The sequence below is a fragment of the Mesobacillus jeotgali genome (genome assembly GCF_900166585.1).
GTDB classification, from domain to species: Bacteria; Bacillota; Bacilli; order Bacillales; family Cytobacillaceae; genus Mesobacillus; species Mesobacillus jeotgali_A.
In genome coordinates this window covers 310,602-329,924 of the sequence record NZ_FVZC01000007.1, presented here as the reverse complement: position 1 = coordinate 329,924, position 19,323 = coordinate 310,602, and the positions used below count along the sequence as shown (strand labels likewise).

The 19,323-nt window shown below is 42.9% G+C and carries 20 protein-coding genes; 3 read left to right on the top strand and 17 right to left on the bottom strand.

Going from position 1 to position 19,323, the window contains the following annotated elements; genetic code table 11:
* Nucleotides 1-284: 284 nt before the first annotated feature.
* On the bottom strand, nt 285-1,727 hold the full coding sequence (locus B5X77_RS03065) for an alkaline phosphatase (protein ID WP_079504979.1): 1,443 nt from the start codon (nt 1,725-1,727) through the stop codon (nt 285-287).
* Between the two features lie 198 nt (nt 1,728-1,925).
* Here B5X77_RS03065 and fosB point away from each other — a divergent pair, with 198 nt between their 5' ends.
* Entirely contained in the window at nt 1,926-2,354 is a 429-nt protein-coding gene (fosB, locus tag B5X77_RS03060) for a metallothiol transferase FosB (RefSeq protein WP_079504977.1), read from the top strand.
* A gap of 51 nt (nt 2,355-2,405) precedes the next feature.
* Here the strand turns inward: fosB and B5X77_RS03055 are convergent, their stop codons facing one another.
* The 10 genes from B5X77_RS03055 to B5X77_RS03010 form a co-directional block, all read right to left on the bottom strand.
* On the bottom strand, nt 2,406-4,346 hold the full coding sequence (locus B5X77_RS03055) for an ABC transporter permease (RefSeq protein ID WP_079504975.1): 1,941 nt from the start codon (nt 4,344-4,346) through the stop codon (nt 2,406-2,408).
* Nucleotides 4,336-5,097, bottom strand: coding sequence for an ABC transporter ATP-binding protein (locus B5X77_RS03050; RefSeq protein ID WP_079505856.1), 762 nt, complete (start codon nt 5,095-5,097; stop codon nt 4,336-4,338). Before B5X77_RS03050 ends, B5X77_RS03055 begins: the two co-directional genes overlap by 11 nt.
* A gap of 99 nt (nt 5,098-5,196) precedes the next feature.
* Nucleotides 5,197-6,198, bottom strand: coding sequence for a sensor histidine kinase (locus B5X77_RS03045; RefSeq protein ID WP_079504973.1), 1,002 nt, complete (start codon nt 6,196-6,198; stop codon nt 5,197-5,199).
* Nucleotides 6,198-6,887 (bottom strand): response regulator transcription factor, encoded by a 690-nt coding sequence (locus B5X77_RS03040; RefSeq protein WP_079505854.1) that lies wholly within the window; start codon nt 6,885-6,887, stop codon nt 6,198-6,200. The genes B5X77_RS03045 and B5X77_RS03040 overlap by 1 nt, the downstream gene beginning before the upstream one ends.
* 470 nt (nt 6,888-7,357) lie before the next feature.
* The gene (locus tag B5X77_RS03035) at nt 7,358-7,651 is read right to left on the bottom strand and encodes a hypothetical protein (protein ID WP_079504971.1); all 294 of its coding nucleotides are present in this window, start codon (nt 7,649-7,651) and stop codon (nt 7,358-7,360) included.
* A gap of 21 nt (nt 7,652-7,672) precedes the next feature.
* Nucleotides 7,673-7,966 carry a hypothetical protein gene (locus tag B5X77_RS03030; RefSeq protein WP_079504969.1) on the bottom strand — a complete coding sequence of 98 codons (294 nt, stop codon included), beginning with the start codon at nt 7,964-7,966 and terminating at the stop codon, nt 7,673-7,675.
* A 22-nt stretch (nt 7,967-7,988) separates the two neighbouring features.
* Nucleotides 7,989-8,279, bottom strand: coding sequence for a hypothetical protein (locus B5X77_RS03025; RefSeq protein WP_079504967.1), 291 nt, complete (start codon nt 8,277-8,279; stop codon nt 7,989-7,991).
* Between the two features lie 22 nt (nt 8,280-8,301).
* Nucleotides 8,302-8,595 carry a hypothetical protein gene (locus B5X77_RS03020; protein WP_079504965.1) on the bottom strand — a complete coding sequence of 98 codons (294 nt, stop codon included), beginning with the start codon at nt 8,593-8,595 and terminating at the stop codon, nt 8,302-8,304.
* A gap of 99 nt (nt 8,596-8,694) precedes the next feature.
* Nucleotides 8,695-8,976, bottom strand: a complete 282-nt coding sequence (locus B5X77_RS03015) for a hypothetical protein (protein WP_079504963.1) — start codon at nt 8,974-8,976, stop codon at nt 8,695-8,697.
* A gap of 200 nt (nt 8,977-9,176) precedes the next feature.
* Nucleotides 9,177-9,545 carry a hypothetical protein gene (locus tag B5X77_RS03010; protein ID WP_079504961.1) on the bottom strand — a complete coding sequence of 123 codons (369 nt, stop codon included), beginning with the start codon at nt 9,543-9,545 and terminating at the stop codon, nt 9,177-9,179.
* 215 nt (nt 9,546-9,760) lie between these two features.
* Here B5X77_RS03010 and B5X77_RS03005 point away from each other — a divergent pair, with 215 nt between their 5' ends.
* The gene (locus tag B5X77_RS03005; RefSeq protein WP_079504959.1) at nt 9,761-10,201 is read left to right on the top strand and encodes a YtoQ family protein; all 441 of its coding nucleotides are present in this window, start codon (nt 9,761-9,763) and stop codon (nt 10,199-10,201) included.
* A gap of 220 nt (nt 10,202-10,421) precedes the next feature.
* Here the strand turns inward: B5X77_RS03005 and B5X77_RS03000 are convergent, their stop codons facing one another.
* The 5 genes from B5X77_RS03000 to B5X77_RS23170 form a co-directional block, all read right to left on the bottom strand.
* Nucleotides 10,422-11,012 (bottom strand): TMEM165/GDT1 family protein, encoded by a 591-nt coding sequence (locus tag B5X77_RS03000; RefSeq protein ID WP_079504957.1) that lies wholly within the window; start codon nt 11,010-11,012, stop codon nt 10,422-10,424.
* A 12-nt stretch (nt 11,013-11,024) separates the two neighbouring features.
* Nucleotides 11,025-11,462: a hypothetical protein gene (locus B5X77_RS02995; RefSeq protein ID WP_079504955.1), complete on the bottom strand. Its 438-nt coding sequence runs from the start codon at nt 11,460-11,462 to the stop codon at nt 11,025-11,027.
* Nucleotides 11,459-15,058 carry an AAA family ATPase gene (locus B5X77_RS02990; protein ID WP_079504952.1) on the bottom strand — a complete coding sequence of 1,200 codons (3,600 nt, stop codon included), beginning with the start codon at nt 15,056-15,058 and terminating at the stop codon, nt 11,459-11,461. The genes B5X77_RS02995 and B5X77_RS02990 overlap by 4 nt, the downstream gene beginning before the upstream one ends.
* A gap of 256 nt (nt 15,059-15,314) precedes the next feature.
* Nucleotides 15,315-16,985: a hypothetical protein gene (locus B5X77_RS02985; protein WP_079504950.1), complete on the bottom strand. Its 1,671-nt coding sequence runs from the start codon at nt 16,983-16,985 to the stop codon at nt 15,315-15,317.
* Between the two features lie 115 nt (nt 16,986-17,100).
* Entirely contained in the window at nt 17,101-17,268 is a 168-nt protein-coding gene (locus B5X77_RS23170) for a hypothetical protein (protein WP_176167215.1), read from the bottom strand.
* Nucleotides 17,269-17,450: 182 nt separating this feature from the next.
* On the opposite strand from B5X77_RS23170, the gene B5X77_RS02980 reads away from it, so the two are divergent.
* A complete protein-coding gene (locus B5X77_RS02980) occupies nt 17,451-17,894 on the top strand; it encodes a hypothetical protein (protein ID WP_079504948.1) in 444 nt (147 codons plus the stop codon).
* A 131-nt stretch (nt 17,895-18,025) separates the two neighbouring features.
* Here the strand turns inward: B5X77_RS02980 and ilvA are convergent, their stop codons facing one another.
* The gene (gene ilvA, locus B5X77_RS02975) at nt 18,026-19,231 is read right to left on the bottom strand and encodes a threonine ammonia-lyase (RefSeq protein ID WP_079504946.1); all 1,206 of its coding nucleotides are present in this window, start codon (nt 19,229-19,231) and stop codon (nt 18,026-18,028) included.
* Between the last annotated feature and the right edge of the window lie 92 nt (nt 19,232-19,323).

The window sequence follows — 19,323 nt, the reverse complement described above, 5'->3', positions numbered from 1 at the left end:
GACATGGTAAAGGTCTTAAGAGAACAAAAAAGACCTTTACCAAAAAGGTAAAGGTCTTGCTAACAACGTCAAAGTTGCCAACAAAGCCGGGAGATACGCAACCTCCGAAATGACGACTCTGCTGTAAAAGCTACTCCCCTTTAGGAGAACTATTCAATTAATGTAAGTTCAATATAAGTCATAGACAGGCAATCTGTCAAGAATCTGTGGGTAAAGTAAAATCTTACTAAAACTACAGAAGACCAAATCATCTCCGACTTGGTCTTCCATACTATATTATAAAATTACTTCCCTGCTGGATGAGCGTATTCATGGCGTGCCGCTTCTGCAATCAGCTTGATGACATCCGTGTTGTCCAGCACACCTTCAAAGCGTTCTGAACCAAGCCCGGTTGCGAACACTGGAACCGTATTCCCTGTATGTCCGCCAGTGGAGCTCTCCGCACGCACGGCTCTGTCGACTACGCCTCCCTTATAGTGCTTGGCAATGACAGAACCAATTTCCCAGCCTGTTCTGTAAGCTGCATACACTTTTCCTTCTGTATCTTTGATATTATTCTGGAATTCTTCTACTTCAACATCAGTCAATTCAATATTAGCGTACTCCTTGAATACACTCTTGATGCTTTCTGGCGTAGCTGCACCGTTTTCAATAACGAGCTTTCCAGCCATAAATTCCGGAGATACGTCAATGGCTTTTAATCCTTCGATATCCAGTGTTTCTGTTGCAGAAATACCCATCGTTTCGTGGTCAGCCAATACGACAACAAGCGTATCGTTGCGATTTTTAGCCCACTCGACCACATCGTTCACGGTGTTATCGAACTCAATCGTTTCCTTCCAGATTCCTGTGAAATCAGCAGCATGCGAAGCGTGGTCAATACGCGCCCCTTCAACCATCAGGAAGAATCCGTCCTTGTCACTGGAAAGCACATCAATCGCTTTTTCCGTCATTTCATTCAAAGTCGGCTCATTGCTGTTTACATCATCTTTATCTGTTTTATAGTTCATATAAGAACTGTGGAACAGGCCAAGCAATTTGTCAGGAGTGCCAGCACTATTCAACTCATCACGATCCGTAACATATGTGTAGCCCTTTTCTTCAAACTTCTTCACTAAATCAACACCGTCATGACGTTTCGGCTCGAAATAGGAACCGCCGCCGCCAAGAAGCACATCATATTCATTCTCAAGCATTTGCTTAGCTACCTCGGCTTGACCGCTCCAACGGTTCGGGACACTCGCTGTAAAAGCAGCCGGGGTTGCGTCGGTTACTGTATTATTAGAAATGACACCGACCTTCTTGCCGCGTGCCTTGAAGGCATCAAGCATGCTCTTCACTTCATTTCCGTTTTCGTCAACGCCAATCGATTCGTTGTTTGTCTTTGTTCCAGTTGCAATCGCCGTCCCAGCTGCCGCAGAATCAGTCACTGTATTATTGGCAGAATAAGTATGCATCAAAGCCACATTTTCCAGGGACTCCATATGTAAGCGGCCTTCTTTGCCGTATTCCATCAGACGAGCAACTTCCATCTGTCCAATTCCCATTCCGTCCCCAACCATAACGATTACGTTCTTAGGCGCTTTTTGGGATACATTCTCTTTTGATACAGTTGACTTAGCCGCTGCCTGGCCGTTATTTTGCGTGAGGCTGTTGATACCTGCAAAGCCTCCCGCTGCTAAAGTCCCGGTCAATGTAACCGCTAACAATTTTGTTTTCAATGACATCTCGGTTCCCCCTTCAATACTTGGTTGCTCTATTAATCTACTTTTTTACCATTGATAGGTCAATCAGACATTGGTAGGAGGTGTTTCGGACTATTACAAAATTTCAATTACGCATAAGAATTGAACTTGGACTTCTTCATTCCCGGAAGGAAATAGATTGATTTGCGTTGAACTAAATAATGAAAGCGAGGTGATATTATGCAAGTACAAGGTGTGAATCATTTGCTCTTCTCAGTAGCAAATCTGGAGACATCCATTGAATTCTATCAAAAAGTCTTTAATGCCAGACTGCTGGTAAAAGGCCGGAGCACCGCCTACTTTGACGTAAATGGCATTTGGATCGCTCTCAATACTGAAGCAGATATACCACGGAATGAAATTCATCATTCTTATACGCATATTGCTTTTACAATAGACGAAGCAGAGTTTGATGAGGCATATGAAAAACTGACAGCATTAGGGGTAAACATTCTCCCTGGCCGTACAAGAGACAAAAGAGACAAAAAGTCGATTTACTTTACAAACCCTGATGGTCACAAGTTCGAGTTTCATACCGGTACTTTGGAGGATCGGCTTGAATACTACCGAAACGAAATGAGGCATATGGTGTTTTTTGATGAAGGGTAATTGAATGAACCAAAAAACAAGAAGGCACAGGGCAAATACCCTGCGCTTCTGTTAAAGAGATTCCCGGATGACTTTCTTTGAATGGATCACCGATAGAATCGCAAATATGGAATACAAGACTGTATAAAGCCCCATGACAACCAGCATTGGCCACCATAATTCCGTTCCGAAGAAGAACCAGCCCGATTTTACGGCGAAGTAGCTGTGCAGAAGGCCGATGGCCAATGGTATGCCGAAGTTGAACGCCTGTTTTGCCTGGATTCCTTTTAATAAATCTCCCTGGGTGAAACCTAGCTTCCTTAAAATCGTATAGCTCGGTTTCTCGTCATCAGTCTGATCCATTTGTTTAAAATAAAGGATGCATCCAGACGTGACGAGGAAGGTCAGCCCGAGGAAACCGACAATGAACATGGTGAGGCCCATCTGTTTCTTATGAGTATTTTCACTGTCCAGGCGTGATTCATTCATACCCGTCTCACCATATTGCTTCTCATTGAACAGTTCATTCGCCCTCTCCAATTCACTATCATCTTGAATATCAATGCCGATATACAAGGAGGAGCCTTTTTGAATGGAAGGATCCAAATCATTCTTTAACTTCTCAAACACGGACTCATCCACCACAGCCACCGGTGAACCCCCGAAGTACCTCGAAACTGGATATTCCTTTTCCATTCCAAAATAATGCAGAGGAATAGCGTTATTTTTTCCGATGATCTCAATCGGCCCTGAATCTTTCATAGAAATAAATTTCATCATGATATCACTGTAACCAGTCAAATAGGCCTCTTCCACGCCCACTTCTTTTTGTCCATAAGTGTTCTCGCTAATGACCGAAACACTCATCGCTGCAGGATCCTGTGTATACTCCTCCATTTTCAAGCCAATGATTTCCTCAGCGTTCATAACTGCCTGAAGGACCTCAATCCTATTTTCCATGAAACCGATCCCATTGGATTCCAACTGTTTTGTGAAATCAGCCGCAGATTCAGGGTCGACAAATGCAAAGTTGGCTGGAACGTAATTTTTCGCACTCTGCTCTGCGGAATAATAGGAAATATAGCTTAACGACAACAATCCAATAGCAAGGGCGGATACGGTGGTAATAATCGTCAACAGCAGCGCGTTCGACTTCATCCTGAACATGATCGAGGATAACGAAAGCACTTCATTGATATTAAGATAGCCGCCCTTCTTTTTTCGGATGATATTGGCCATAAAGCTGACAGACCCTTTATAGAACAGATATGTCCCGAAGATGACCGAAGCTAAAATAAACACCATTGCGAAAAAGAGTGCGTTCATGGTGGTGAAGTCCCCATCGAACAGCTTGGATGACACATAATATCCGATCCCAATCAGCACAATTCCCAGAAAACCAATCAGCATTTCCCAGAAAGAAACCCTTTTAACCCTGCCCTCTGTATTGGAAATAACCCTGAACAGCGCCAGGATACTTTGTCTTTTAATGAAAATAAAATTGAGCATAAGCATCAATACATAGATGATTGAAAAAACAATCAGTGTCTGTACAAGGGCTTTCCCAGAAAAATGGAGCGTCGCAATTCCTTTAACCTGTGTAACTTTGAATAGAATCATGATGATTAACTTGGAAAAAGAGAAGCCCAGGAAGACACCCGCAATTAAAGAGCCATAATACAGCAGAAAGTTTTCAATGCTAAGAATACGGAAGATTTTACCCTTTGTCATTCCAACCAGCTGAAATAACCCGATCTCCTTGCTTCTTCTTTTAATAAAAATATTATTGGCGTATGTCAGGAATATAGCGACGATACCAACGAGCAGGACAGAGGCCGATTTAATCGCCGCTCCACCTTTGATGGAACCCTTCGTCTCATCCATGGACGGATCATATTGGAGGGTGACAAAGGCGAAGTAGAGAGCGACACTGAACATGAGCGCAAAAACATACAAGTAATAGTTTTTAAGGTTCTTTTTCAAATTGCGAAGAATGAGTTGCTTAACGCTCATGATGTACACCGCCCAATACGCTCTGGGTTTTCATGATATCCTTGAAAAATTCCTGTCTCGTCTGGTCGCCTTTATTCAATTCTGTATAAATGAGCCCATCCTTTATAAAAATAACCCGTCCGCAGTAGCTTGCCGCCACTGGATCATGAGTGACCATGAGGATGGTCGCCTGCCGTTTTTGGTTCAAGTCACTCAGTTTATTCAATAGGTCTGAGGCTGATTTTGAATCCAGTGCGCCCGTCGGTTCATCGGCAAAAATGATACTCGGGTCGTGGATGAAAGCTCGCGCAGCAGACGTACGCTGCTTTTGTCCACCTGAAATTTCATTTGGATACTTATCCTGCAGCTCAATGATTCCGAGCTCACTGGCCAGTTTCTCGAATCTTTGATCCGCTTCCTTCTTAGGAGTCTTGCTCACCGAGAGCGGCAAAAGAATATTCTCCTTCACAGTCAGAGTATCGAGCAGATTGTAATCCTGAAACAAAAATCCCAAATGCTGCTTGCGGAATTCCGCCAGCTGCTTTTCCTTCATTCCGGTAATATCCTTCCCCTCAATCTTAATTGAGCCATTGGTGACTTTGTCGATTGAAGAAAGGACATTCAGCAGCGTCGTCTTGCCCGATCCAGAAGCACCCATGATGCTTACGAATTCCCCTTTGAAAATTCTTAGATCGAGCCCTTTCAAGACTTCCTGTTTATTAAATTTATTCCCATAGGTTTTATGTAGTTTGGCCGCTTCCAATAAAATCATTTCAGCACTTCCTTTCTTTAATAATTTCATTATAGAATCCAGCCTGATTGCCTTCCTTCGAATCAGCGAACAAATGAGCAAAGGCATGTGACATTTTTGTCACATGCCTGTTATCTGGACAAATTCATTGCTTTTCGGAAAGGTAAGCCTGAAAGTACTTCCTATGCCTGGTGAGGATTCAACATCAATCCTGATTTTCAGCGAGCCTGCAGCCCTGCTCGCCAGGTATAGTCCCATTCCTGTTGCGGCATTATCGTGGTGATGAGCAGTAGAGGTAAAACCTTTATCAAATATGCGGGGCAAATCCCTGGAATCGATGCCTCTGCCAGCATCCGCAACTTCGAGGATCGTCTGCCCGTCACGCAGATAGCTTCTTATAAGGATATCGGATGCATCGCTGTACTTAACCGCATTGGTCATCAGCTGGCGAAGGATAAAGGCAAGCCATTTTGCATCGGTCATAACTTCATCCGATTTCAGGTCAATATCAAAACCGATGCCTTTTTGGATGCACCAGGACTGAAGGGTTTTGATCTCCTCGAAAATCACACTCTCCAAATCGGTCTGTTCAATATATAAATCATTTTCCATAAACGGAATTCGTTTCTGATGCAGCTGCCGGTCCAATAAAAGGTGAATCCGCAGCCACTCATAGGTCATTTCCTTTTTGAGCGTCTGGTCCTCAAGCCGGTCAATCATCAATCTCAAAGCGGTCAGCGGAGTTTTCACTTCATGAATCCAGGAAAGCAATTCATCCTTTTCCTCATCCAGTTTACGTTCATTCTCGGAAACGGCATTTTTCAACGCTTCAAAATGATAGCCGATGCTTTCCGATACAATCTCTTCTAAAGGACTGAGTATTTCTCTGTTAGAAAAATCAAGGAGATCTTCCGCTTCTTTCATCTCTTGATAAAATTTCGTTTCTTTCTGGTAACGTATCACTAAAAAAATGACAAAAATAATGAGGGAAAGAAAAACATAATAAAGGATAGACTTCAAGGGAACAGCCGAATCAATATAAGCGATAAAAAGCGCGAGGAACTGGAGCAGCAAGAATAACATGATCCAGCTTCGGCGCTCCTTTAGATATGCAGTAAACATCAGATTTGTTCCTCTTCAACAGCCATGTAACCCTGGCCGACCTTCGTTTCAATTTTATGGCCAAGCCCTAGTTCATCCAGCTTTTTCCGGAGACGATTGACGTTAACCGTCAGCGTGTTGTCGCTAATGAACCGCTTATCATCCCACAGGCTGTTAATTACCTCATCACGGCTGACAATTTTGTTCTTCTGATCAATCAGCAGCTTTAAGATGAAGATTTCATTCTTGGTCAATTCAATCCGGCCAATCTCATTTTCAACTGTATTCTTATCATAATCAATCGTTGCCCCGCACCATGTTTTGAGCTGGTTCTGCGTCACACTATAATTATAGGCACGGCGCAGGATTGCCTGAATTTTAGCAATCAGCACATCGAAATGGAACGGCTTTTGGACAAAATCATCCGCCCCCAGCTGCATCGACATGACCATGTCGGTTGGGTGGTCACGGGAAGAAAGAAAAATAATCGGCACATTCGAATGGGACCGAATCATCCGGCACCAATGAAAGCCATCAAACCTCGGCAGCTGGATATCAATAATTACCAGGTCTGGCTTAATCCTGGTAAAATCCTTCATCACATCGCCGAAATCCGTTACCCCATACACCTCATACGACCACTGAGTCAGACGCTCCCTGATTTCATGGAACAGCGAAGCATCATCCTCTATCAGCAAAAGCTTCAACAAATAAATCACCACATTTACTCTTCTATGTCACTATTGTATAGGAATAATTTTCTGTATTCCAGAAATAGTGCCACAGTCCTGCTGGGCCAATATTCCATCCAACACGTCTAAAAAAGGGTCATGAGAAGTCTCCAGATTACGAAAATACAACCGATGGATAACCCAGTAAAAACAACTCTATTGCTAATTTTTTCGCTTTTGTCTCTTACTCCGGCTAAATCCACCGCAGTCAAAACCAATCCTATAAAAGAAAGCCCAAGATACCAGGTCATGGTTTCTTTATGTTCTAAGAAATCAATATTCCAATTTTCATCAGCAACATTAAAAGCAAATACTGTGAAAGATATTCCTAATGTCAGTAGATATTATATATGTAATTTTAGTCCATGTTGCCTTTTTCATTTTTCACCTCATCTACAGTGCAGTGACCGCTCATGCAGAATCTCAAACTTACCTGGTCATGCAGTTTCCTACAACGAAACCGATAGTCTCCACAGAAAAAACATCACAGCAAATGCCAATCCAGAAAGGATGGTTTTTTTACTAATCTTATCGCCTTTTTCATTCGTGGCTTTTAAACTAATTGATCCTGTGATCAAGCCAGCTATACATAAACCCAAGAATAAGTAAAAGTAAGTTTCATTGCCTTCATACGGAATATTTCCATCTGCATTTGCTTCAACATTGTAAATCCATAAGAAAAAGCCAAGTATAGTAATAGAAATGATGATTCCTGTTATATAAGTCAATACCTTCTCTGACATACCATCACCTGCTTATTTTTATTAATCTAAAGACCTTACAACACCCCAAAAAACAAATAGCAGACCGATTACGATCCCCGTCAGGACCGATTTTCGTGTTATTTTGCTGCCCTTCTCTTTTACACTATTAAAATCAACTCCCGCCATAACGACGCCTATAAGCATGAGGCCAACAAATAGAATTAGAGGCATCTCATGTTTCGTCGGGTCAATCACTCCCTCTTCTTTTTCCACAAGATATCCCCGTATACAAAAACTACCGAAAACCAAAATGCTGTATAAGTAGGAAATGACAGTTAAAGTTTTTTTCTTCAATGACCACACCTCTGTCTTTCCGTTACCTAGTTAATGACAGTCTCCACAGAACGAAGATGACTGCCACAGCCAGACCGGAGAGAACCGTTTTTTTACTGACTTTGTTATTATTTTCTTTTGTGCCCCTCAAGGCAATGGATCCTGTTGTTACCGCCAAAAGGGAGAGCGCTAGAAATAGATATGCGGTAAACTCGTTCCCCTCCAGATGTACCTTTCCATGTTGATCCTTAGCAAAATAAGCCCATATAAAAAACGCTGGTATAGTCACTAAAACGGTAATCCCGGAGATATAACTGAGTACCTTCTTGGACATTCCATCACCTACTCCTGATATTTTACTTAACTGAAGATACTACCTTAAAAATAATAAATATAAAGGCCATAATAATCCCGGTAATCCAGGTTTTGCGGGTAATGGCATCACCTTTCTCCTTTACACTGCTGAGATTTACCCCAGCCAAGACCATTCCTATAAACATCAAAATCAAGAATATTGTTAAAAGGAATTTATGTTCAGCGGGGTACACTAATCCCTCCTCACTTTGAACAGAGAATCCCCATATAAAAAAACTGCCAAACACTAGAATGTTATATATATAGGATATGGATTTCATAGTGTTTTTCTTCATTCGTATTACCCCCACAACCAAGACTATATCGTTTTGTTATTGCTTGATTACACTCTAATCGGCCCAGGCACAATTAATATTCCACTAGCAGCGTAAGAATTACACCACACTCAATAGAACCCTCACAAGAATACAGATGAGAAAGAATATAACAGTTATAAACACGGCTTTCTTATTGACTTTCCCTTCTTTGGCCGAGTATTTGATTGTTGTTAATATTAGTCCAATAAAAAACAGGAATCCTAAGAACAGAAGCTGATATATTTGCTCTCCGACATCTATGACCCCATTCTCCTGGACCGAGTATAAATAGGTAAAAGCAATGGTAAATACAGCGATGAAGTAAAAATTCTCAAAACGGGAGAACTTTTTATGATTCATATCTCTCCCTCCTTCTTAAATCTTTTTATAAGGCTCTTTTCTCAAACTTTGTTGCTATTGATGACAAAATAGGATGGAATTGCCTAAGTTTCTGCACAAAATGAACGCTTCTAAAGAGAAAAGAGCTTGCCAACTTAGTACCGACCTACAAAATGGCTATAATCACGTTAAAATCGGCTTTAGGATTTTAACAACAATCTTTACGAAAACAGCCTTTTATAATGATCATCAATTACTAATTTTCCCCTCTTCTTTTTAACGACAAAATGAAAAACTGTTAAATAGATAACTTTCGCTGGTATGACGATGATTTGCAGCATGAAATAGATTACGTATAACCAGCCAATTCCCTGGCCGCTCTGGTCTGATACCAAACTAAGTTGAGTCATAAGGAAGAGCGAAAAGGCTACTACAGCAATGGGGCTCACTATAAGCAGCAATATGTTGCCGAATGTCTTCCAGCCTATATGAGTTGTGTGTTTCCTCGACAGTTTATATTGAAGGGAACTACATCCGTACCAAATACCCCCGATTGCGGCCAAAACTATTAAAAATAATAATAATCCCATTAGGTTTCCTCCATAAATGCGATTTCTGTTTCATGTAATACGGACTTTCCGAAAAGAAGTTCCTGGGTCTTTCGTACCCTTTGTATGATTTTTCCAAACGAACTTCACTTACCCATCTTGAACGCATAGACCCTGGTCACTGCCTAATCCCTTTGATTCCAAAGCAAAGTTTTATATGATGAAGGAAGAAAACATTTCATTAGGAGGGTGTTACAATGAAGTTAACCGTTTATTTAGCAGGGCAGATCCACGATGAATGGCGAGATCAGGTGGCAACAAAAGCGAAGGAAAGAAACCTGCCGCTCACGTTCGTCGGACCGCAGACAAACCATGATAAATCGGATCAAATCGGTGAGGAAATCCTCGGCACGCAGCCGGGCAATGTCTACAAAGATGACGCTGCATCAGATATCAATAACTTCAGAACTCAAGTCCTCATGGCAAAGTCGGATATCGTCATCGCCCTTTTTGGTGAAAAATACAAACAATGGAACACCGCTATGGACGCAAGCACCGCCATCGCAATGAACAAACCAACCATTATCATCAGGCCGGAATCCTTGATTCACCCTTTAAAAGAGCTTTCCAATAAAGCGAATGTAACGGTAGAGACGGTGGAACAAGCACTTGATGTCATTAGCTATATTTATGAATAGAAAGATGGGGCGGTTCTTACATAAACAAAAGAACCGTCCTTTTTACTTCATGCCCCTCTTTCATATTCAAGAATACCGTTTTTTTCGTGCTTAGGACTCTTCTCCCTCCAGTGAAGACCCCTTCTCCCAAACCTAAAATGAGCCATATTAATTCCATAACTATAAAGGAATTAATACGGCTCATTCTATTACTGATTACGTGTTCGCCTGAAACAAGGCCCTACAGCGGCTTCACGGTATAAGTATTGCCAGCATTGACACTGACCACATTATAGTAAGTGATTTTGTCATTTGGAAATTTTACCGCATAGGATATGCCGCCTCCGTTATCCTTCAATCCCTTGATTGTCACCGTGCTTGGCACGGGAATTGAAATGGCTGCTGGATTGTTGGCAAGAATGAGCTTCTCTTTAAGTGGCTGCCCATTCACAAGAATTTGGACTTCATCGCTGTCTTCACTATTGAAGTCCCAAATCAGCATCTTTGCATCTCCTCCGGAATCACCGACGGTTACCTCGAAGTCTCTCGCGGCAATTCCTGCATTTGTTTCATCTGTAAAAGGAGTTTCTCCTGCTACTGTTGACTTGCTGATTCGATTGGCGACTACCTCCTCGGCGCTTCCTTCCGATGAGTAGCTTCCTAAAATCGTGCTTAGGCCAATCGCCAACACTACCGCAAGAATGGTTCCAAAGAAAACCGGTTTTCTATGGCTATGTTCGTGGTAGATGACCTCAGGCTGCTGTTCTTCATCATCAAGCATTGCCTGGTTATCAATATCTAAAGCAGAGTCTTTTTTTGCCTTTTTCAACATCGCCGCTCCTCCTTACCGTACCATCTTGTAGCTGATTGGGTACTTATAATACCAGTATGATAGAAATGCTCTGCCAATCAGAATGCTCAGCACCGATAAGCCAATCGCAACAGTTTTCCCGATGATCATCCTGTCTGCCCACAGGTTTGCAAATGCCAGGCTAAGGTCCATTACGATAAAACTGACGAAACACATCTGAAAGAATGGCAACAGTACCGGAAACTTACGATACAGCCAATTCAATGAAGGATACCTCATCGATAAAAAGAGTATGAAACCAAGGAAAGCAATCGCTCCCAGGCCAAACCCGAGTCTTGGTGCTTCCAGTTTATATACATCGATAAGGTCCAGGAATGTCATCAACGGTCCAAAGACTATGACGAGAATGGTGAAAGGAAATAGCAAAACATAAAATACTAGAGCCCATAAAAAATTAAAGATTTTTTTCATATAGAAACACCCCCAGCCTGTAAAAAGTCCTCACGTTTCAGTACGGTTAAATCCTCTAGTGTTGCCTGTTCGGTTTCACTTAACCTCAAAGCATGCTGCCGAATGGCCGCTTCACAGACATTCCTCGCGAGACGGCCATTACCCGAAGATGCATCATCACTAGCACGCGCAAAAATCCCTTTAAGAACCTCGGCAGCTTCCGGACTAATTTCGTAGCCCTTTGGCTTCAAAAGACGAATACTGATTTCCACGAGTTCGTCGGCTGTATAGTCCGGGAAAGTAATCATATTCGGAAATCTTGAGCGCAAGCCTGCATTGGAATCTAGCAGTTGTTCCATATCTTCCTCATAACCAGCTAAAATCACAATTATATTTTCACGGTGGTCATCCATAAATTTGACGATGGTATCAATCGCTTCCTGGCCAAAATCCTGGCCATCGCCGAATAGAGCATACGCTTCATCTACGAATAGAATTCCGCCTAAGGCCTTTTCCAGAACTTCTCGCGTTTTGAGAGCGGTCTGGCCAACATAGCCTGCCACCAGTCCAGAACGGTCTGTTTCCACAATATGATCCAGCTTGATGACACCCAGTTCCTTCAGCCTTCGGGCCAGAATCCGGGCAATTGTCGTTTTGCCCGTACCCGGGTTTCCTTTAAACACCATATGCAGCGATTGCGCACCCATATCTGGCAATCCCATCGCTTTTCTTTTATTGGCCACTTCAATCTGCGCTGATAATGATCGCACAAATGTTTTGACTTCATTCAGGCCGATGACAGCATTCAGCTCCTGCAAGGCATTTTCTTTCGGGTGATCTTCCAGCAATCTAAAATCGCCAAGGGTTAACTTATTCAATTGGTCTGGAACGACATTTTCTGTTTCTACAATCCTTACTGCCTGGTTGCGAATGGCCGCCTCCAGCGTATTCCTTACCAGTCGCCCATTGCCGCTGTCATTTTTCCCGGGAATCTGCTTTTTCTCATAAAAACTGGCCAACGCCTGCTGTACATCGAATTCAAGGCGGAACCCTTTGGCTTTTGCCTGGATTTCGGTAATTTGTGTGAGCTGTTCAGGAGTATAATCCGGGAACTCAATTTGCAGCGGGAAACGGGATGCAAGTCCCGGATTGCTCCGCAAAAACTTTTCCATTTCATCGCTGTATCCCGCAAGAATCACGACCAGGTCGCTGCGATGGTTTTCAATCAATCGAACCAGCGTATCAATGGCTTCTTTTCCAAAGCCGCCGCCCTGGACACCATCTTCTACAAGACTGTAAGCTTCATCGATAAATAACACCCCGCCCAGGGCAGACTGGACGACTTCCGTGGTTTTCACAGCGGTTTGTCCCATATATTCGGCCACGAGATTGCTTCTGTCCACCTCGATCAGGTGACCTCTTTTTAAAAGGCCCATTGATTTAAGCATCTCCGAAAGCATACGCGCCATCGTCGTTTTCCCTGTTCCTGGATTCCCCGAAAAGACGATATTTAGAGTCTGGGACTGATCTGTTAAAATTCCAGCCTTTTTCCTTTTTTCATTCGCAAGAATTTGTTTTTCCAGACTTCTGAGAAAGTCTTTTACATTATCCAATCCAATGATCTTCTCAAATGCTGGCTCCAGCTCGAACCTCTGGCGCTCGGCTATGCCAAAATCCACCGCTGTCAAAAGTCTGTAATCCCGTGCACCTGTATCCTGATTGAGGCGAACCGCCTGTTTCCGGATGGCATCCTCCAGCATATTACGGACAAGGCGCCCATTACCGGCATCATTCCGGCCAGAAATCTGCTTGGAATCAAACAATTCAATGAGCTGCTCTTTAATACCAGGATCAACTGCAAAATCTTTCGCTTTCGCCATCCCTGTCAAAATCTCATACATTTCTTCAGACGAATAGTCCGGAAACTCAATAATATAAGGGAATCTCGATTGAAGCCCCGGATTCATTTTCAAGAAATCATCCATCTCATTCGTGTATCCCGCCAGTACCATCACCAGATTATCGCGATGATCCTCCATTCCCTTCACCAGGGTATCGATCGCTTCCATGCCAAATGGGTCCTGCTTATTTCTTGATAAGGAGTAGGCTTCATCAATAAATAGCACGCCGCCAAGGGCACGTTCAATGGCAGCATTGGTTTTGGGCGCAGTGGATCCAAGGTATTCCCCAACGAGGTCCTGTCTTGCTGCTTCTACTAATTGTCCCTGTGAGAGCAATCCCATCGCTTTTAAAATACGTGAGACCAGCCTCGCCACCGTTGTTTTGCCAGTCCCTGGATTACCGGTGAACACCATATGTATTGCCATTTTGCCCGCCGTTTTGAACCCGGCCTCCTGCCTCATTTTTTCAGCCTTCACCGTTTCCAGCAGCTCATGAATAGCTTTTTTTACCGTATGCAAGCCCGTCAAGCTGTTAAGCTCATCAAGAAGGTCTTCTATTTTTTCGTCCTCAACAAATGGAATGGATTTTAGCAGGTAGGTTTCCTGACCTTTCACCGCCAGCAGATCATCCTGCTCCAGCTGGATCCTAATGTGATCTTCCGCCAGGAAAGTCCCTCTTGCCCTTAAATCAACAATCGTCTGGTAAAAATCCTTTTCAGCCAAACTCTCAATTGCCTCTCCGTATTTCTTCGTTGCTATTATTCTCTCTACTAAACCAGTAAACAGCCCCTCTTCAAATGTGACCGTCAACTGTGCTTGATTCCCCAGCCTGTTCGCTGCAGCCTGGAACTTGCTCCTCAAAATAGCCTCAATATCCTCAGGCATGAGCGGTGCCGAAATCGCATATGACTGGATTCCTTTTAAAATAGGAGCAGGTATATTATTCGCCACCTCATTAGGAAGCTTTCCGTGAACTTCCTCTTTCAAGTCCACATCGGCATAGAAGACTAGAAAATAATTAGAGGCATCGACCATTACACTGTTGGATGTCCGGAAAAATCCCTGCTGCACCAGCCTGGATACATACTGAAGAACCTCAGCATCAGCATTCTCTATCCCCAAAAAGCATACCGTCCCAATCCCATATTCAAAGGCGGCAGAACAATCCAGGATGAAATTACTGTGAATATCCTTCTCGGTGTAATTCCTTAAATCAATCGTCACGACCCGCTTATATGGAACAAGTTTTTTCTTATAGAGCTGATCGATCAACAGCTGTAAGGTCGTAAACTTGCCCGTTCCAGCAGGACCTGCCAGCAGAATAGTATTTTGAACCTTCCCTTTCTCTCTCTTAAAAAAAGATTTTTTATAGGCAACTAGCAGCTCATCGATGAATCCACTCTGTCTTAAGATCTTGCTATTCAGTTCCTTTTTGATATCCGCAAAAACTGTGTCCAGTTCCTCATTTGATCGATTCAAGCCCATTTGCTTGATCCCGTATTTTGCATCCTTGACCACTTCCCCGACTGCACCAACAGAAGCAGGGCCATTCTGAGGATTGCCTGCGATTGATCCAGACCTTAACGCTCCGGCATGAACCATTGTTTGAGCCTGCCCGCCCATCCTCTGTTTTTTGCCTCTTAATCCCTTTGCCTGCACATAATCGACCAATTGAAGCTCAGGCAGTAATATACGAAGCCATTTTTGGAAACCCATGACCTTACCTCACCTTACATATGATTTACTATCATTTTAAACCAATAAATAACAAATACAATGAATTTTTCCATATTCAAAGAGAAGCCTGAGCAGGTTTAATTGCCATATTTTGTAAACAGCAACACTAAAGGTTATCGAGCTTAATATTGCTCATCCCTATGAGCCAATCGTATCTTCTGTCAAGGTGAATACTCACTCTCCCCATATCCCCGACAAAAAAAGACCCGTGACGTCATGTCATGGGTCTGCTGCATTACTCCAACCCTCGAATCACCAATTCTTTCACCGGCAGGAAGGTTTCTCCTGTTTCCATGTATTTAATGTCTACCTGGTCGCCTTCTTTCAGATAGATGGCCAATGGATTAGCTTCGGATGAGATGAGGTAGTTCTTTTTATTATCCAGCAGGATCGAAACAATCGTGAAATCACCTGTTTTTTCTTTGTAAACACGTACTACAGTTCCGCTCGTCTGCTTTTCTTCAGCCTTTGAGTTACCATCCACTGTTCCCCCGCCATGCTGCAAGGCTGTTTTATATTTTCTCAGGGCTTCATTTGGAGTGTTCCCATACACTGAGATTTCAGGGTTGGCAGCTGATACGATAAAGTAGTTTTGCAAAAAGCCGTTTGAATCAAGGACAGCTGTCAGCCAGCTGGCTTCTCCATAGAAATTGTAGATAATCGGCATTTCACCGTACCACTTTTTCTCAATGAATTTCTTTTCAATAATCTGGAGCGCTCCTTCGGAATCCATATAAGACTCTTCAAGATCACCGGTATAGAAGGTAGCTTTTCCCGTACGAGAATTCGTCAAAGCGTACCCTAGCATGGAGTCAACGCCTTCTTTCGGACTGGTAAAATCAGTGAAGTAATACATATCGCCATCTTCATTAAAAATTGGGCTCACCTGGGCTTCGGTTCCTTCATCTGAGGGAAGTTTCACATCAGATTTTCCAAACACGCTGTTCCAGTATCCATGAACAAAATTCCCGTAATAGCTGTTTTGCAGGCTGACTGCCTCCGGAGAAACAGAGCCGTCAATGAAGTCTGGTGCATCTGACAAAGCATAGGCTGTCGTCTTTCCTGACGCAGGATCAACAACGACAACTCCAGTCACCTTAAAACCATTCCGAGCTGAGATGAACTCGCCGAATGTCCTGATATAATAAGGTTTTCCTTCGTCATCTATCTCCAGCTGCGTTCCACCGTAAAAAATAGCCTCAGGCTGCTGCATCCGGATATGTCGTTCAAGGTTTTTATTAAAGTAAGAAGACGGTGTGAAAATCATTTCTGACTTCTTGAACTTAGGGTTAGCTGTTGAATCTGTAGCACTTACGGTAAAATAACCTGGTGTAGACTCGCCCTTCCACCATTTAAAAAAGCCCGAAAATTCTACAGGGGCGATATAGACATACTCCCCGTTGACCTTCTGGATTTGCAGATTCCCAAGTTCATAATAACTTGTATTCGGAACCTGACCGAAAGCCTTTTTCATTTTATTTCGCGCGAACTGAGGTGGAACACTCGCAGGCGTTTCCTTTTCATCAAAGATCGAAATCTCTGTCTTTTCTGCCATCTTCGCAGATTCATATTTTTCCTCAGCATTAAAAAGAAAGGCAATCATGAAATACACGCCGATAAGCATGGTTAGTAAAAATAAGCTTCCCTTGATCATCCTTTCCTTTCCAGCTGAAAAAAATGTCCCGCCAAGCGTGACGAGAATCGCCAGCGGCCATAAAGAAGAAAGGTTACGGTCCAGATTGAACATATAATAGAATATAAGAGTTCCAAGGGTGAAAAGCACAACCGCTGCAATTACTAGCCCTGACTTCACTTTTTTGCCCTTGACTTCCCCATTCGAAAAAGGAACAAGAAGCAAGGCCGAAGCTAATCCGACCAAGAGCGCAAACAGAAACAAATTTCCCATATTAATATCCCCTTTTTATTAGTCCTTAATATACGAACCAAATTATATAAAGTTTCACGAACCAAAAAGGAAGCAAGGGAGCACCCTTGCTTCTACCTACTAAATTTAAAATTAATCATAAGCCACCACAGTTGGGAGAATTAGTTTGATCTCCCTCTGCGAAATCAGCACCTTCTGCAACTGACTCCAGCCCGTATCCCGTTTCGCTTATCTCGAATTTCTCCTTATTTTGGGTGGTGTTTCTATTTTTGGTATTCCTGTTTTTCCCTTGGCTGTTTTTCATGACATTCCTCCAGATTATAGCCATCATGATCCTTACTTCAAAATGAAGTAACTGCTTGTCATTAGAATTCTCGAATGTGCCGCTAACTATGCAGACATATAGGACAGGCATATATTTAAAAGCTCTTCCCATAATTTACGGGTCTAGGTATAATAATGTCAAAGAGAAGGAGGTGAATTGTGTTGGAGATAATATTGCATAAGATTTTAGATCAGTTGGATTCTATGGACAAGAGGTTTGATACCATAGACAAGAGGTTTGATTCGATAGACCAGAGGTTTGATTCTGTTGATGAACAGTTTGTTGCGATTGATGATCGGTTCGACTCAATGGATGATCGGTTCGACTCGATGGATGATCGATTTCACTCGATGGATGATCGGTTCGACTCCATGGATGTTCGATTCGACTCGATGGAAAGCCGCATAATCAACTTAGAAACTGGCCAGCTATTACTGCAATCAGAACAGAGTGAGATGAGAAAAGAAGTTGCATTTTATTATGGCAGCCTAATGAAGAAGCTCGATGAGACGAAATCGGAACTTTCAAGTGAGATCAAGCATATTTCCAATGTACAGAAGCAGCATCAGGATGTTTTGGAGATACTGAATGAAAAACAGCAATAATACCCCCCCTGCAGAATTCTCCTAAATATCCTCATTTAAGTACTTCTTAAATTCTCAATATTTATTTAAGCTAAAGATGGAGAGACAGAGGCAGGATTTCCGCTGTCTCCCGCCCTGCTATTAGTGTCTGTTTACTGATCCATTTTCAGCTGAAAACCCTGAGCACTTAATTTATTATAAAGCTGTTCAATATGTTCATGATCCTTCGTCTCTACCGATAATTCCAACTGAGCGTATCCAGGATATATATGCTTTCCGATGCGATGAAGGTTGACAAATTGGATGTTGGCGTTGAGTTCGGTTACAGAGCTTAACACTCGCTGAAGCTCACCTGGTTTATCTTTTAACGTCATTGTAAAATGCGCAAACCTTCCCGATTCAACAAGCCCACGTTCAATGATTCGCGAAATGAAATTGACATCGACATTTCCGCCGCTTAAAACAACGGCAATCTTCTTGCCTTTGAGATTCACTTTGTCATAAAGCAAAGCTGCCAGCGGGCTTGCACCCGATCCCTCTACCAGCAGCTTATTTCTCTCGAGGACAAGAAGCATCGTTCGGGCAATTTCCATTTCATCCACACAAAAAATATCATCGACATATTTTCGTATGATTTCAAAAGTTTTCTGCCCAGGCTTCTGAACAGCAATTCCATCTGCCATCGTTGGAGATGCCTTAACAGCAACCGGACGGTTCTCGGTTAATGAATGTTTCATGCTTGGACATGCAAGCGTCTGGACACCATATACTTTAATGTCAGGCCTCTTTTCTTTGACGGCCAGAGCGACACCTGCAATAAGCCCTCCACCGCCAACAGGGCAGATAATCGCCTCCACATCCGGCAGCTGATCAAGAATTTCCAATCCAACTGTCCCTTGACCCGCAATGACTGACTCATCATCAAACGCATGGATAAATGTGGCGCCTAGCTTGTCTTTCAGCTCAAATGCATAGGCCAGAGCCTCGTCAAAAACCGTACCTTCCAGTATGACTTCAGCTCCGTATTGCCGAGTTGCCAGCACCTTGCTGAGAGGCGCCCCTTTTGGCATGACAATCGTACAGGGAATGCCTAGCATCTGGCTGGAATAGGCCACACCCTGAGCATGATTTCCGGCAGAAGCTGCCACAACTCCCTTTTGCAGCTCTTCAGCTGGCAAAGATATCAATTTATTATAAGAACCTCTAACCTTGAAGCTGCCTGTCTTTTGCAGGTTTTCAAGCTTCAAATATACTTCATTATTTGAGAGTGTGCTAAAGGTTTTAGAATAATCAAGAGGTGTGGCATGAACAATTCCTTTCATTTTTTCCCGCGCTAAAATCACATCATCCCAATTCATTGTGAATCCCCCTGAGTTCGATCCATTTTCCTTTTATGTTGCTCTGGTTCAGGGAAAGTATGTAAAAAGAGACAGATGGACGGGCCCGCTGT